Consider the following 13976-nt stretch of genomic DNA (forward strand, 5'->3'; position numbering starts at 1 on the left):
GATCAGCGGGGCCGCTCACCTCAGCGACGCCCACAACTCCTGCGCCTCCGGCTCGTCCGGCACCACCCGGTTGCCGTCCCAGGGCGCCGGCACCACCGGCATGGTGAGCGTCGTGACGTCGGCCGACGACAGGCCCCCCAGGCTCCGGCCGAATCCCGTCAGCTCGCCCAGCGAGTCCAGCCCCGTGTCGGTCGTGAGGCTGCCGGTGACCGCGTCGGCGACCTCGTACAGCTTCACCGGGTCGGTCAGCAGGTCCTGCTCCGCGATCCGCTCCAGCAGGGCCTCCACCAGCCGGTGCTGGAGCCCGATGCGGCCCAGGTCGCTGCCGTCGCCGATGCCGTACCGGGTGCGGGCCAGCGCGAGTGCGCCCGTGCCGTCGAGGTGGTGGGTGCCCGCCTCCAGGGTCAGACGGCTCCGGTCGTCGTCGATGTCCTCGTCCGTGGTGACGGTGACCCCGCCGAGCGCGTCGACCAGGCGGGCGAAACCCGCGAAGTCGATCTCGACGTAGTGGTCCATGCGGACGTCCGTGAGCGCCTCCGCGGTCTTCACCGCGCACACCGGCCCGCCCACCTCGTAGGCGCTGTTGAACATCGCGCCCGACACCGGTCGGGTCGCTCCCCCGTCCGGCAGCGGGCACGAGGGCCGGTCGACGAGGGTGTCGCGCGGGATGCTGACCACCGTCGCGCCGGTCCGGCCGGCGTCGAGGTGGACGACCATGGCGGTGTCGGAACGGGCACCGCCGCCGTCGCCGCCGCCGAGCGCCCGGTTCTCCGCGCCGCTGCGCGAGTCCGAGCCGAGGACCAGGATGTTCAGGGACCCGGTCGGCACGGGCGCGGCCGGGGCGGAGGGGTCCGGGGACGGGGTGGTCAGGGGTCTGGCGGGGCGGTCGTCGCCCAGGGCGCCGTCGATGTCGACGCCGCGTATGTTGTCGTTCAGCTGCCAGTACAGCCAGCCCGCCGCCCCGGCGCCCAGGACGAGCACGCCCGCCAGCGCGAGTCCGGCGATCCCCGGCACCCGCGTCCGCCGGGCCGGTCGTACGCCCGCCCGTATGCCCGCCCCCGCGCCCGAGCCCCCGGACTCGTCCCCGGCTCCGCCGTCACCGGTTCCGCCGCTCCCCTGATGTCCCGTCACGGGCAGGAACGTAAGTCCGAATTATGGCGAGCAACGACCCCCGGGGTGGTTTTCTTGGGAAATTCTCAGACTTCGAAGAGTCCGCGCCATCCCCCCTCTTCGAAAGTTTCGTCCGCAGGGCTCACGCCCCCGCCGGTGCCGCCGTGCTGCTGCGCACCACCAGGCTCGTCGCCAGCTCCACCCGGGTCGCCGCCGCCGGGTCCTCGTCCTTGCCGAGGTCGAGGACCAGCTTGGCCGCCGCCTCCGCCATCTCCGTCAGCGGCTGCCGTACGGTCGTCAGCGGCGGCCCCACCCAGCGGGCCACCGGCAGGTCGTCGAACCCGACCACGCTCAGGTCCTCGGGGATCCGCAGCCCCAGTTCGCGCGCGGCCTCGTACAGCCCGAGGGCCTGGAGGTCGTTGCCGGCGAAGACGGCGGTGGGCCGGTCGTCCCGGCGCAGCAGGGCGAGGCCCTGCCGGTAGCCGGCCTCGTGGTGGAAGTCGCCCGGCATGATCAGCCCGGGGTCCACCGGGAGCCCGGCGGTCTCCAGGGCGGCGCGGTAGCCGTCGACGCGGGCGCGGCTGCACATCATCTGCGAGGGTCCGCTGATCGCCCCGATCCTGGTGTGGCCCAGGTCGACCAGGTGCCGGGTGGCGGCGAGCCCGCCCTGCCAGTTGGTCGCACCGATGGAGGGCACGTCGGTGCCCGGGTCGCCGGCCGGATCCATCACCACGAACGGGATGGAGCGGCTGGTCAGCAGCGCCCGTCCGGACTCGTCGAGGCCGGACAGCACGAGGATCACGCCGTGCGGGCGGCGCGCGGCGACCTGGTCGGCCCAGGTGCGCCCGGGGGTGAGCCGCCCCGCGCTCTCGGAGAGCACGACGCTCAGGCCCGCGTCCCGGGCCACGTTCTCCACGCCCCGGATGACCTCCATCGCCCAGGCGCTCTCCAGCTCGTGGAAGACCAGGTCGATCAGGGGCGAGCGGGTGGCCTCGGCGCGCCGGCGCCGGTAGCCGTGGGCACGCAGCAGTCCTTCGACCCGGCTCCGGGTGGCGGGGGCGACATCGGCGCGGCCGTTGAGGACCTTCGAAACAGTCGGCGCGGAGACGCCGGCCTCGCGGGCGATCTCGGCGAGGGTCGCGGTCTGCGTACCGCGTCCTCGTGTCCGGGTTTCAGAGGGCTGCGGGGAAGTCATGGCGGCGATCGTATCCCTGGGGACCCTCTTGACGTACCCCTTCGGACACCATAGGTTCCCGGAACATTCGAAGTTGACTTCGAAACATTCGCACCACGTGCTCATGAAAGGGCCCTTCGTCCACCGACAGGAGCTTCATGACCCCCGTGCCCTGGCGTGACCCCGCCCTGCCCGCCGCCGCCCGCGTCGACGACCTGCTCTCCCGGATGACCCCGGAGGAGAAGGCCGCCCAGCTGTACGGCGTGTGGGTGGGCGCCGACACGGGCGGCGACGGCGTCGCCCCGCACCAGCACGACATGACCTCGGACTACGACTGGGACGAGCTGATCACCCTCGGCCTCGGCCAGATCACCCGCTCCTACGGCACGGCCCCCGTCGACCCGGACCTCGGCGCGCGGGCGCTGGCCCGCGCCCAGCGCCGGATCGCCGCGGCCGGCCGGTTCGGCGTCCCGGCGATCGCGCACGAGGAGTGCCTGGCCGGCTTCACCGCCTGGCAGGCCACCGCCTACCCCGTCCCGCTGGCCTGGGGCGCGAGCTTCGACCCCGAACTGGTGGAGGAGATGGCCCGGCACATCGGCCACGACCTGCGCGCGGCCGGCGTCCACCAGGGCCTCGCGCCCGTCCTGGACGTCGTGCGGGATCCGCGCTGGGGCCGGGTGGAGGAGACCATCGGCGAGGACCCGTACCTGGTCGGCACCGTCGGCGCCGCGTACGTGCGCGGCCTCGAGTCCGCCGGGGTCGTGGCCACGCTCAAGCACTTCGCCGGGTACGCCGCCTCGGCCGGGGCGCGCAACCTCGCGCCGGTGCGGGCCGGGGTCCGGGAGCTCGCCGACATCACCCTGCCGCCGTTCGAGATGGCGCTGCGCGAGGGCGGGGCGCGTTCGGTGATGGCCGCGTACACCGAGACCGACGGCGTGCCCGCGTCGGCCGACCCGGGGCTGCTCACCCGGCTCCTGCGCGAGGAGTGGGGGTTCACCGGCACGGTCGTCTCCGACTACTTCGGCATCGGCTTCCTGCAGACCCTGCACCGGGTGGCCGGCACCCCGGCCGAGGCGGCGCACGCGGCGCTGCTGGCCGGCGTCGACGTCGAGCTGCCCACCCTCAAGTGCTACGGCGCGCCCCTGCTGGAGGCGGTCCGGGCCGGCGAGGTCCCGCAGGAGCTGGTGGACCGGGCGGCCCGCCGGGTCCTGCTCCAGAAGTGCGAACTGGGCCTGCTGGACGAGGACTGGTCCCCGGAGCCCGCCGCCCCGCTCGACCTCGACTCCGCCGGGAACCGCGCCGTGGCCCGCCGCCTGGCCGAGGAGTCGGTCGTCCTGCTGGACAACCCCGACGGCCTGCTGCCGCTCTCCCCCGACACCCGGATCGCGGTCGTCGGCCCCCGCGCGGCCGACGCGCTGGCCATGCTGGGCTGCTACTCCTTCCCCTCCCACGTCCTCGCCCACCACCCCGGCGTCCCGACGGGCATCGACGTCCCGACCGTGCTGGAGGCGCTGCGCGCCGAACTGCCCGACGCCAAGGTGACGTTCGCGCAGGGCTGTGACACCTCCGCCCCCGGCACCGCGGGCTTCGAGGAGGCGGTGGCGCGCACCGCCGAGGCGGACGTGTGCGTGGCGGTGCTCGGCGACCGGGCGGGTCTGTTCGGCCGCGGCACCTCCGGCGAGGGCTGCGACGTGACCGACCTGGACCTGCCCGGCGTCCAGGGGGAGCTGCTGGACGCGCTGGTCGCCACGGGCGTGCCGGTCGTCCTGGTGCTGCTCACCGGGCGCCCGTACGCGCTCGGCCGCTGGCAGGGCCGCCTGGGCGCGGTCGTCCAGGCCTTCTTCCCGGGGGAGGAGGGCGGCCCGGCGGTGGCGGGAGTGCTGTCGGGCCGCGTCAACCCCTCCGGCCGGCTGCCGGTGAGCGTGCCGCGGCTGCCCGGCGGCCAGCCGTGGACCTACCTCCAGCCGCCGCTGGGCCTGGCGGGCGAGGTCAGCAACCTCGACCCGACCCCGCTGTACGCCTTCGGCCACGGCCGCTCGTACACGACGTTCGCCTGGGAGGACTTCACGGGCGGCGACGCACCGGCCCGGCTCGCGACGGACGGGTCGTACGACGTCTCCCTGACCGTGCGCAACACGGGCGACCGCGCGGGCGCCGAGGTCGTGCAGCTCTACCTGCACGATCCGGTGGCGTCGGTGACCCGCCCGGACGTCCGCCTGATCGGCTACCGGAGGGTCGGGCTGGCCCCGGGGGCGGCGGCACGGGTGACCTTCCGCTTCCACGCGGACCTGGCGGCGTTCACCGACCGCACGGGCGTCCGCGTCGTCGAACCGGGCGACCTGGAGCTGCGGTTGGCGGCGTCGAGCACGGACGTGCGCCACACCGCCCGGCTCACCCTCACGGGTCCGACGCGGACGCCGGGGACGGACCGGCGGCTGCGGTGCGGGACGGAGGTGTCCGGGGTGGAGGCGGCCGGAGCGGAGGCCGCCGGGGCCGAGTGATCCGGCCGGCTCCCGCCTCTCACCGGGCCCGGCCCCTCGCCGGGCCCCACCCCGCCGCCGGGCCCCGCTCCCCCGGCGCCCGGTACCGGTGGTGAGCAGGTGCCGTGTCCCCCTGCTCACCACCGGCGTCACGTCAGGAGGCCGGCGGCGGTCGTCCGCGGTGAGTCCTCCGGCAGCTCCTCCCGGGAGGACACCGGCGCCACGCCGTGGCCCGGTGCCGGCCGGCAGCGCGCTCGGCACCGTGTGCCGGCCCCCTCCCGCAGCGGACCGCCCGTAGGACCTGTTCGGCGTGGCCGGTGCGGCGCGGGCGTTCCCCGGGTCCGGCTCCGCCCCGGCCGGCCCGTGGAGCACTTCCGGGCGCAGCCGCCGCCACTCCTGCCGGCGGGCGAACGGCGCGGCAGACCGGCCGCGGCCACCTCGGTGAACCCGCGGCGCAGCAGGGCCGGGCACCGCTCCCGGGCGTCGTGGTGGTCGACGCGGACGCCGCCGGCGGCCGGCTACCGCGCCGACGAGGAGCCGGAGCGGGAGGAGGTCCTGCGGTGACGCCCGCCGTGCCCGCTCTCCGGCCGGCGCGGGGTCAGGCGCTCCCGAGCGACTCGAACCGCCACCGGTGCACCGCCCGCGTGACCAGCTCCCCGTCCGGCTCGGGCAGTTCGGGGAGTTCCGCGTCGTACGGGGCGTCCCACCAGGTGATGACCAGGACCCGGTCCTCGGGGGCGCGGAAGGTCTCCCGGCGCAGGGGCGTGCCGTCGAGCCGTTGCGCCCGTGCCCACTCCAGCAGCTCGCCGCCCCGGCCGGGCACCGCCCGCGCCTCCCACATCAGCGCGACCGTCACGGGTACAGGTTCTCCTTGCCGGCCTCGTGCACGTGGTCGTGCGTGTGCGCCGCCTCGCCGGGGACGTGCGGGTCGGTCACCGGCAGGGACGAGTCCGCCGACAGCTCCCAGTCGGAGGCCGGACGGTTGCGGGCGACCATCTCCGCGCCCAGCGCGGCGACCATCGCGCCGTTGTCCGTGCACAGCTTGGGGCGCGGCACGCGCAGCCGGATGCCGGCCGCCTCGCAGCGCTCCTGGGCCAGCGCCCGCAGCCGGGAGTTGGCGGCCACGCCACCGCCGATCATCAGGTGGTCCACGCCCTCGTCCTTGCAGGCGCGCACGGCCTTGCGGGTGAGCACGTCCACGACCGCCTCCTGGAAGGATGCCGCCACGTCGCGCACCGGCACCTCCTCCCCCGCCGCCCGCTTGGCCTCGATCCAGCGGGCCACGGCCGTCTTCAGCCCGGAGAAGGAGAAGTCGTACGCCGGGTCGCGCGGCCCGGTCAGACCGCGCGGGAACGCGATCGCGTCCGGGTCGCCCTCCTTCGCGTACCGGTCGATGACCGGGCCGCCGGGGAAGCCGAGGTTCAGCACGCGGGCGATCTTGTCGAAGGCCTCGCCGGCCGCGTCGTCGATGGTGGCGCCCATCGGGCGGACGTCGGAGGTGATGTCGCTCGACAGCAGCAGCGAGGAGTGCCCGCCGGACACCAGCAGCGCCATGGTCGGTTCGGGCAGCGCGCCGTGTTCGAGCTGGTCGACGCAGATGTGCGAGGCGAGGTGGTTGACGCCGTACAGGGGCTTGCCGAGGGCGTAGGCGTACGCCTTGGCCGCCGAGACGCCGACCAGCAGCGCACCGGCGAGGCCGGGACCGGCGGTGACGGCGATGCCGTCCAGGTCGCGGGCGCTCACCCCCGCCTCCTTCAGCGCGCGGTCGATCGTCGGCACCATCGCCTCCAGGTGCGCCCGGGAGGCGACCTCGGGGACGACGCCGCCGAAGCGGGCGTGCTCGTCGACGCTGGAGGCGACGGCGTCCGCCAGCAGGGTGGTGCCGCGGACGATGCCGACGCCGGTCTCGTCGCAGGAGGTCTCGATCCCCAGTACCAGGGGTTCGTCAGCCATGGGTCTCGGTTCCTTGTCCGCCGTTCACGGGGTTCACGGGGTGCGCGGGGTGCGCGGGGTGCGCGGGGTGCGCGGTCGTCACGGGTTCGCGGGGGTGGACGGGTCGGTCAGGCGCATCACCAGGGCGTCCACGTTCCCCGGCTGGTAGTAGCCGCGCCTGACCCCGATGATCTCGAAGCCGAAGCGCTCGTAGAGCTTCTGGGCGCGGACGTTGTCGACCCGGCACTCCAGCAGCACCTCGGAGCACTCGAAGGCGGTCGCCGCCCGCAGCAGTTCGGTCAGCAGCCGCGAGCCGAGGCCGGTGCCCCAGTGGTCGCGGGTGACGGCGATGGTCTGGATGTCCGCCCCCGCGGCGGAGCCGTCGTCGGAGTCCGTCCCGGAGGCGGCGAGGCCCGCGTACCCGACGATCCGGTCGTCCTCCTGGGCGACGACGTAGCACCGGGTCGCCCCGGGCCCGCGCGCATGGGCCAGCTCGGACCAGAACATCCCCCGCGACCAGGCGTCGTCGGGGAACAGCTCCCGTTCCAGCGCCAGTACGGGCTCGATGTCCCACCAGCGCATCTCGCGCAGCACGGCAGTCTCGGATCCGGTCACTTGGGGGTGACCACCTTGTAGTTCTTGGGGACCTGGGCATCGGGGCGGCGCAGGTACAGCGGCCGGGGCGCGGGCAGTTCCTCACCCGCCGCGAGCCTCTCGGCGGCCAGCCGGGCCAGGGCGGCGGCCGACACGTGCTCGGGCTCGTGCGCCCTGGGGAAGGTGCCGGGGTACAGCAGCGCGCCCGCACCGACCGCGGGCAGGCCCCTCACCTGCTCGGCGATGTCGGCGGGCCGGTCGACGGCCGGGTCGGTGAGGCGGGTGCGGGAGTCGGCGTAGCGGGCCCAGTAGACCTCCTTGCGGCGGGCGTCGGTCGCCACGACGAAGGGGTCCCGGAGATCGGCCGCGTAGGCGAGGCCGTCCAGCGTGCACACACCGTGCACGGGGACGCCGAGCGCGAGCCCGAAGGCGTCCGCGGTCATCAGACCGACGCGCAGCCCGGTGTACGGGCCCGGGCCGATGCCGACGACGATCCCGGTCACGGCGTCCAGCTTCAGTCCGACCTCGGCGAGCACCCGGTCGATCGCGGGGAGCAGCAGCTCGCCGTGCCGGCGGGCGTCCACCTGGCTCGACGAGGCGATGACGTCGTCGCCGTCGTGCAGCGCGACGGTGACGGCGGGGGTGGCGGTATCCAGAGCGAGCAAGAGCACGCAAACAGCCTACGGCTCCCGCGCCCCGGCCACGGCCGCGGCGGTCGGCCGGTCACTTACTGCTACGGTCGCGTCGGCATGCGCACAGGACCGGACAGAGCAGGACAGAGGTGACGGCGGTGGCAGGCACCAGCTCGGCGATCGTGGTGGGGCTCACCGCGGCGGCCCTCGCGACGATCGGCTTCCTCGGCCACGAGGCGTCGGTGAACGTCCCGGCCGAGCTGCGTCACCCGAGCGCCGACGGCGCACCGGCCGTCCGCGAGGCGCCCCGGGACGAGGGCCGCCCCGCGGCCCTGCCCGGCCGGTCCGGCCGGGGCGTCCGGGTCGTGTACTCCCTCGGCGAGGACCGGGTGTGGCTGGTCGGGGCCGACGGCGAGGTCAGGCGCACCTTCGGGGTCAGCCCCAGCACGGTGGACCCCGCGCCGGGCACCTACCGGGTCACCTCCCGCTCCAAGCGCATCACCGGATCGGACGGCGTCCCGGTCGAACACGTCGTCCGCTTCGCCTCCGTCGAGGGCACGGTGATCGGCTTCAGCGCGGCGGTCGACGGCTCGGCCCCGGCCCTCGACCCGAGGGAACGGACGGGCGGCGTCCGTGAGACCCGCGCCGACGGCGCGGCGATGTGGAAGTTCGCGACGATCGGCCGCACGGTCGTCGTCGTCCCGTGACCGACGGGACGACGGGACCGCCGTGACCGACGGGCCGGTCCGCCGGAACGGCCCGGAGGACGGTCCCGACGGACGGGTCCGGGCGGACCGGCCGGGGCGGACCGGCTCGACGGACGGGTCCGGCGGGCCGGTCCGGGCGGATCGCGTCGGCTACGCGGCCTCGCGGCGGTCCGGGTGACCGTGGTGGTCGTGGCGATCGCGGTGGTCGCGGCCCTTCGCCGGCTCGGAGTGCCGGGGCTCGGGGGCACGGGGCGGGGTGGAGATCGCGGCGGCCGCGGCGCAGGCGGCGAGCAGGTCGCGCATCGGCACCCCGGAGAGCGACTGCGACTGCGGCCGCACCTCGGGTCGACGGGTGCTCCGGTCGGCCGGCATGGACGCCTCCTGGGAGTCGGGGGCGGACGTAGTTAGGTACACCTAACTACGAGCTGGATACCATGTGACCACGCCCGGGACACCGAACGCAACACTTTGCCGACGTCTTGTCGGAACGTTCGTGCGCGGCGGCCCGGAACGCTCCGGAGCCGAGCCGGGAGCGCGTACGCGGACGTCAGGCCGACAGCGCGCTCAGGTCGGTGCCCCGCCAGCGCTCGCCCAGCCCGGTGAGCGTGACGTGCCGCACCTCGTCCGTGGTGTCGCCGACCGCGCGGTGGATGACGAGCTGGAGGCGGTCCTCGGTCAGCTCCTCGACCTTGCCCTCGCCCCACTCCACGACGATCACCGACTCGGGCAGCGAGACGTCGAGGTCGAGGTCCTCCATCTCGTCCAGTCCGCCGGACAGCCGGTACGCGTCGACGTGGACCAGCGGCGGACCGTCACCCAGGGACGGGTGCACCCGGGCGATCACGAACGTCGGGGAGGTGACCGCGCCCCGGACGCCGAGCCCCTCGCCGAGCCCCCGGGCCAGGGTCGTCTTGCCCGCGCCGAGCTCGCCCGAGAGCATCACGAGGTCGCCCGCGCCCAGCAGCTTGGCGAGCCGGCGGCCGAGCTCGCGCATCTGGTCGGGCGAGGTGACGGTCAGCTCGACGGTGTTCGTGGACGGCCGGGACGGCTGCGGCTCAGCCGGGCCGTGCGGTGTCGCTGGTGCTTCCATAACCCTTCACGGTAGTCCCTGCCGGCACCGCGCCCGCACGGGTGAGCAGGTCGGCGAGCCGGTCGGTGACCACTTCCGGGTGCTCCAGGATCACCAGGTGCCCGGCGTCCGGCACCAGCACCAGCTCCGCGTCCGGGAGCAGGTCGGCGATCGCCTCGCTGTGCTCGCTGGGCGTCACCAGGTCCTGCACGCCGGCCAGCACCAGCACCGGCAGGCCGGCGAAGTGGGCGAGGGCCTCGGTCTTGTCGTGGTCGTTGAACGCCGGGTAGTACTCGGCGACCACGTCGATCGGCGTGCTCTCGATCATCCGCTCGGCGAACCGGGCGACGGCCGGGTCCACGTCCCGGGACGCGAACGAGTACCGCTTGATGATCCCGGCGAACAGGTCCGCGGTGGCCCGGCGCCCCTTCTCCACCAGCTCGGCCCGCTGCCCGAGCGCCTTCAGCACCCCCGGCAGCACCCGCCGCACCGCGTTCACCCCGGCCACCGGCAGCCCGAAGTTGACCTCGCCGAGCCGCCCCGACGACGTACCGACCAGGGCCACGGCGACGACCCGCTCGCGGACCAGCTCGGGGTACCGGTCGGCGAAGGCCATCACGGTCATCCCGCCCATGGAGTGCCCGACCAGCACGATCGGCCCCTCGGGCGCCGCCGCGTCGACGACGGCCTTCAGGTCCTGCCCCAGCTGCTCGATGGTGACCGGCTCGCCCCGCTCCGTCTGGGCCACGCCCCGCCCCGAGCGGCCGTGGCTGCGCTGGTCCCAGTGCACGGTCCGGACGACGCCCCGCAGCGCGGCCCGCTGGAAGTGCCAGGAGTCCTGGTTGAGGCAGTAGCCGTGGCTGAAGACGACGGTGACCGGAGCCGGGGACCTGCGGCCGAACAGCCGGCGGCGCCGTGCGGGCGTGGTGGCGTCGGAGTCCGGACCGAGGTCGTCGACCTCGTAGTACAGCTCGGTGCCGTCGTCGGCGTACGCCTTGCCGGGCGTGCCGCGCAGCGCGCCGTACGGTCCCGCGGAGTCGAGGGCGAGCCGGGCCTTCCGGCGCATGCCCCGGCCGACCGTCATCCGCTCTATCGCGACACCGGCGGCGGCTCCGGTGGCGAGCACGCCTATCGCCGCACCTGCGATGCCGGTCGCCCGGCGCCAGCCCCCGGACGCTCCGGCGGCGGAGGCGGCGGCCGCCGCGGCAGCGGTCGTCACGGCCTCCGCACTGCTCTCGCTCACGTACCGCTCCTCCTCGCCGGGCCGCTGGTCGGGGTGGGGTCCGCCTCTCCGCGCGGGTCCCCCGTCCTGTTCCCCGCGCGCGTCAACGTGTTCATGCCGACGACTCGTCCACCGGCTCGCTCACGTCGCCGCGTTCACATAGACGCGCGGCACGCGGGTTCCGATCCGGGTGACGATCTCGTACGCGATGGTGCCCGCGGCCTGCGCCCAGTCCTCGGCGGTGGGCTCGCCGCGGTCACCGGGGCCGAAGAGGATCGCCTCGGCGCCCGGCTCCGGTTCGTCCCCGCCCAGGTCGACGACGAACTGGTCCATCGCGACCCGCCCCGCGACCGTGCGCCACTTGCCCCCGATCAGCACGGGACCGGCGGAGGAGGCGTGGCGCGGGATGCCGTCCGCGTAGCCGAGGGGGACGAGGCCCAGGGTGGTGGCGCCCGGGGTGACGTAGTGGTGGCCGTAGCTGACGCCGTGGCCGCCCGGGACGCGCTTCACCAGGGCCAGGGAGGCGGACAGGGTCATCGCCGGGCGCAGTCCGAAGTCGGCGGGGGCGCCGATCTCGGGGCTCGGTGAGACGCCGTACATCGCGATGCCGGGGCGGACGAGGTCGAAGTGGGTCTCGGGGAGGGTGAGGGTGGCGGGCGAGTTGGCGATGTGCCGCACCTCGGGGCGCACCCCCTGCGCCTCGGCGTACGCCACCATCTCCCGGAAGCGGGTGAGCTGGGCGGTGATGGAGGGATGCCCCGGCTCGTCGGCGCAGGCGAAGTGAGACCACAGGCCGGTGACGCGCAGCAGCCCCTCGGCCTCGGCGCGCAGCGCCCCGGCGACCAGTTCGGTCCAGTCGTCGGGCTGGCAGCCGCCGCGCCCGAGCCCGGTGTCGGCCTTGAGCTGCACCCGCGCGGCCCGTCCCGCGAGGCGGGCCGCCTGCCGGACCTCCTCGAGCGCCCACGTGCCGCTGACGGACACGTCGAGATCGGCCTCGATCGCCTCCCGCCACGGTCCGCCGGGCGTCCACAGCCAGCACATGATCCGCACGTCGGCGGGCACCCCGGCGTCGGGCGCGCGCAGCGCGAGCGCCTCCTGCGGAGTGGCCGTGCCCAGCCAGGTCGCCCCGGCCTCGACAGCCGCCCGCGCGCACGCGGCCGCCCCGTGCCCGTACCCGTCGGCCTTGACCACGGCCATGAGGGCGGCGCCGGGCGCCCGCTCCCGCAGGGTGCGCGCATTGGCCCGCACGGCGGCCAGATCGATCTCGGCGCGGGCCCGCAGGCGAGCGGTCCGCTGGGCAGCTGTCTCGTTCATCCCGCCCAGTGTCTCAGAGCGGTACGACGCCCCCGGTCCGCCGGGGGCGTGCCCGACGGCCGCGGCCCGTGCCGTCCCGACGGGACCGGAACCGGGCCCCCGCCCCTCCCTCCGGCCCCGCACCCCGGGGTCCCGCACACGTCCCACCGAGCCCCGCGGACCCACCACCGCCCCGCAAGGAGCCCCTCCCCGCCCCGCACGACGTCCCGTCGGCCCCGCGCCTCACCCCCGCACGACGTCCCGCCAGGCCGCCGCGATCTCCTCCGCCACGTCATGGGCCCCCGCCGGTGCCCCGTCCGCCGCGAAGCGGCCCGCCAGGCCGTGCAGGTACGCCGCCGCGCTCGCCGCGTCCACGGTCGACAGGCCCGCCGCCAGCAGTGACCCCGCGAGACCCGACAGCACGTCCCCGCTCCCCGCCGTGGCCAGCCACGACGTTCCGGTCGGGTTCACCCGCACGGGCCCGCCGCCCGCGTCGGCGACCAGCGTCGTCGAGCCCTTGAGCAGCACGGTCGCCCCGTACCGCGCCGCCAGCTCCCGCACCGCGGACAGCCGGCCGCCCTCGACCTCGCTCCGTTCGACGCCGAGCAGCGCGGCGGCCTCCCCGGCGTGCGGGGTCATCAGGGTCGGCGCCGTGCGCGCCCGTACCGCCGAGGCGTCCGCCAGCCGCAGCCCGTCCGCGTCGATCAGCACCGGTACGTCCGCCGCCAGCACCTCCGCGACGGTCGCCGCGTCGTCCCCGGCCCCCGGCCCGACCACCCAGGACTGCACCCGCCCCGCGTGCTCCGGCCCCCGGTCCGACACCAGCGTCTCGGGGAAGCGGGCGATCACGGCCTGCCCGGCGGGACCGACGTACCGCACGGCCCCCGCACCGCCGCGCAGCGCCCCCGCCACCGCGAGCACCGCGGCCCCCGGATAACGGGCGGACCCGGCCGCGATGCCGACGACGCCCCGCCGGTACTTGTCGCTCTCGGCGGCCGGCACCGGCAGCAGCCGGGCCACGTCCGCGTGCTGCAGCGCCTCCAGCTCGGGTTCGGCCGGCAGCTCCGGCCCGATCCCGATGTCGATCAGCCGCACCGACCCCGCGTGTTCCCGCGCCGGATCGATCAGCAGGCCCGGCTTGTGCGTCCCGAAGGTCACCGTGAGGTCGGCCCGGACCGCCGCCCCCCGCACCTCCCCGGTGTCGGCGTCGACCCCGCTCGGCAGGTCCACGGCGACCACCGCGGCCCGCGCCCGCCCGGCCGCGTCGGCGAGCGCTTCCGCCTCCGGCCGCAGCCCGCCCTTGCCGCCGATCCCGACGATGCCGTCGACGACGAGGTCGGCCCGCTCGATCAGCCCCCCGGCCGCCTCCGCGCCCACCGTCCGGCCGCCCGCCCGGCGCAGCGCCGCGAGCCCCCCGGCATGGGCGCGCTCCGGCGCGAGCAGCACCGCGTTCACCCCCGCGCCGCGCCGGGCCAGCCGGGCACCCGCGTACAGGGCGTCACCGCCGTTGTCCCCACTGCCGACCAGCAGGACGACCCGGCTGCCGTACACCCGCCCGAGCAGGTCCGCGCAGGCCGCGGCGAGCCCGGCGGCGGCGCGTTGCATCAGCGCCCCCTCCGGCAGCCGTGCCATCAGTTCCCGCTCCGCCGTCCTGACCGTCTCCACGCCGTACGCAGTCCGCATGCGTCCGAGTCTCCCGCACACGGCCGCCCGACTCCCGTACCGCCGGGGCCGGTCGCAAGCCGATCGCAAGCTTTCGCGAG

Annotated in this window: 13 protein-coding genes; 2 read left to right on the top strand and 11 right to left on the bottom strand. The window is 75.7% G+C overall.

The window, feature by feature from the left end:
- Window positions 1-15 precede the first annotated feature (15 nt).
- Both FHS37_RS07660 and FHS37_RS07665 read right to left on the bottom strand, forming a co-directional pair.
- On the bottom strand, window positions 16-1137 hold the full coding sequence (locus FHS37_RS07660) for an LCP family protein (protein WP_221499534.1): 1122 nt from the start codon (window positions 1135-1137) through the stop codon (window positions 16-18).
- A 115-nt stretch (window positions 1138-1252) separates the two neighbouring features.
- Window positions 1253-2305, bottom strand: coding sequence for a LacI family DNA-binding transcriptional regulator (locus FHS37_RS07665; RefSeq protein ID WP_184818399.1), 1053 nt, complete (start codon window positions 2303-2305; stop codon window positions 1253-1255).
- 137 nt (window positions 2306-2442) lie between these two features.
- Here FHS37_RS07665 and FHS37_RS07670 point away from each other — a divergent pair, with 137 nt between their 5' ends.
- Window positions 2443-4785 carry a beta-xylosidase/alpha-l-arabinosidase gene (locus FHS37_RS07670; RefSeq protein ID WP_184818401.1) on the top strand — a complete coding sequence of 781 codons (2343 nt, stop codon included), beginning with the start codon at window positions 2443-2445 and terminating at the stop codon, window positions 4783-4785.
- Between the two features lie 577 nt (window positions 4786-5362).
- On the opposite strand, the gene FHS37_RS07675 is transcribed toward FHS37_RS07670, so the two are convergent.
- The 4 genes from FHS37_RS07675 to tsaB all read right to left on the bottom strand — a co-directional run bounded on the left by FHS37_RS07675 (window position 5363) and on the right by tsaB (window position 7961).
- Complete coding sequence (locus FHS37_RS07675; RefSeq protein WP_184818403.1) at window positions 5363-5620, bottom strand: hypothetical protein; 258 nt, start codon at window positions 5618-5620, stop codon at window positions 5363-5365.
- A complete protein-coding gene (gene tsaD / locus FHS37_RS07680; protein WP_184818405.1) occupies window positions 5617-6717 on the bottom strand; it encodes a tRNA (adenosine(37)-N6)-threonylcarbamoyltransferase complex transferase subunit TsaD in 1101 nt (366 codons plus the stop codon). Before tsaD ends, FHS37_RS07675 begins: the two co-directional genes overlap by 4 nt.
- Window positions 6718-6795: 78 nt before the next feature.
- Window positions 6796-7311, bottom strand: a complete 516-nt coding sequence (gene rimI, locus FHS37_RS07685) for a ribosomal protein S18-alanine N-acetyltransferase (RefSeq protein WP_193473576.1) — start codon at window positions 7309-7311, stop codon at window positions 6796-6798.
- Window positions 7308-7961, bottom strand: coding sequence for a tRNA (adenosine(37)-N6)-threonylcarbamoyltransferase complex dimerization subunit type 1 TsaB (gene tsaB, locus FHS37_RS07690; RefSeq protein ID WP_184818407.1), 654 nt, complete (start codon window positions 7959-7961; stop codon window positions 7308-7310). The genes rimI and tsaB overlap by 4 nt, the downstream gene beginning before the upstream one ends.
- Window positions 7962-8080: 119 nt before the next feature.
- Here tsaB and FHS37_RS07695 point away from each other — a divergent pair, with 119 nt between their 5' ends.
- The gene (locus FHS37_RS07695; protein ID WP_184818409.1) at window positions 8081-8629 is read left to right on the top strand and encodes a hypothetical protein; all 549 of its coding nucleotides are present in this window, start codon (window positions 8081-8083) and stop codon (window positions 8627-8629) included.
- Between the two features lie 150 nt (window positions 8630-8779).
- On the opposite strand, the gene FHS37_RS07700 is transcribed toward FHS37_RS07695, so the two are convergent.
- From FHS37_RS07700 to FHS37_RS07720, 5 genes are all read right to left on the bottom strand, one after another.
- Window positions 8780-9001: a hypothetical protein gene (locus FHS37_RS07700; protein WP_184818411.1), complete on the bottom strand. Its 222-nt coding sequence runs from the start codon at window positions 8999-9001 to the stop codon at window positions 8780-8782.
- 175 nt (window positions 9002-9176) lie between these two features.
- Complete coding sequence (gene tsaE, locus FHS37_RS07705; protein WP_184818413.1) at window positions 9177-9719, bottom strand: tRNA (adenosine(37)-N6)-threonylcarbamoyltransferase complex ATPase subunit type 1 TsaE; 543 nt, start codon at window positions 9717-9719, stop codon at window positions 9177-9179.
- Window positions 9685-10941 carry an alpha/beta fold hydrolase gene (locus tag FHS37_RS07710; protein WP_184818415.1) on the bottom strand — a complete coding sequence of 419 codons (1257 nt, stop codon included), beginning with the start codon at window positions 10939-10941 and terminating at the stop codon, window positions 9685-9687. The genes tsaE and FHS37_RS07710 overlap by 35 nt, the downstream gene beginning before the upstream one ends.
- A gap of 120 nt (window positions 10942-11061) precedes the next feature.
- A complete protein-coding gene (gene alr / locus FHS37_RS07715) occupies window positions 11062-12234 on the bottom strand; it encodes an alanine racemase (protein ID WP_184818416.1) in 1173 nt (390 codons plus the stop codon).
- Between the two features lie 222 nt (window positions 12235-12456).
- A complete protein-coding gene (locus FHS37_RS07720) occupies window positions 12457-13896 on the bottom strand; it encodes an NAD(P)H-hydrate dehydratase (RefSeq protein WP_184818419.1) in 1440 nt (479 codons plus the stop codon).
- Window positions 13897-13976: the final 80 nt, after the last annotated feature.

It is taken from the genome of Streptomyces griseomycini (assembly GCF_014203535.1).
Classification (GTDB): domain Bacteria; phylum Actinomycetota; class Actinomycetes; order Streptomycetales; family Streptomycetaceae; genus Streptomyces; species Streptomyces griseomycini.

Coding starts and splice junctions, on each gene's coding strand:
- alr (WP_184818416.1), bottom strand. CDS start 12,234: ATGAACGAGACAGCTGCCCAGCGGACCGCTCGCCTGCGGGCCCGCGCC.
- tsaE (WP_184818413.1), bottom strand. CDS start 9,719: ATGGAAGCACCAGCGACACCGCACGGCCCGGCTGAGCCGCAGCCGTCC.
- FHS37_RS07700 (WP_184818411.1), bottom strand. CDS start 9,001: ATGCCGGCCGACCGGAGCACCCGTCGACCCGAGGTGCGGCCGCAGTCG.
- FHS37_RS07665 (WP_184818399.1), bottom strand. CDS start 2,305: ATGACTTCCCCGCAGCCCTCTGAAACCCGGACACGAGGACGCGGTACG.
- FHS37_RS07720 (WP_184818419.1), bottom strand. CDS start 13,896: ATGCGGACTGCGTACGGCGTGGAGACGGTCAGGACGGCGGAGCGGGAA.
- FHS37_RS07670 (WP_184818401.1), top strand. CDS start 2,443: ATGACCCCCGTGCCCTGGCGTGACCCCGCCCTGCCCGCCGCCGCCCGC.
- tsaD (WP_184818405.1), bottom strand. CDS start 6,717: ATGGCTGACGAACCCCTGGTACTGGGGATCGAGACCTCCTGCGACGAG.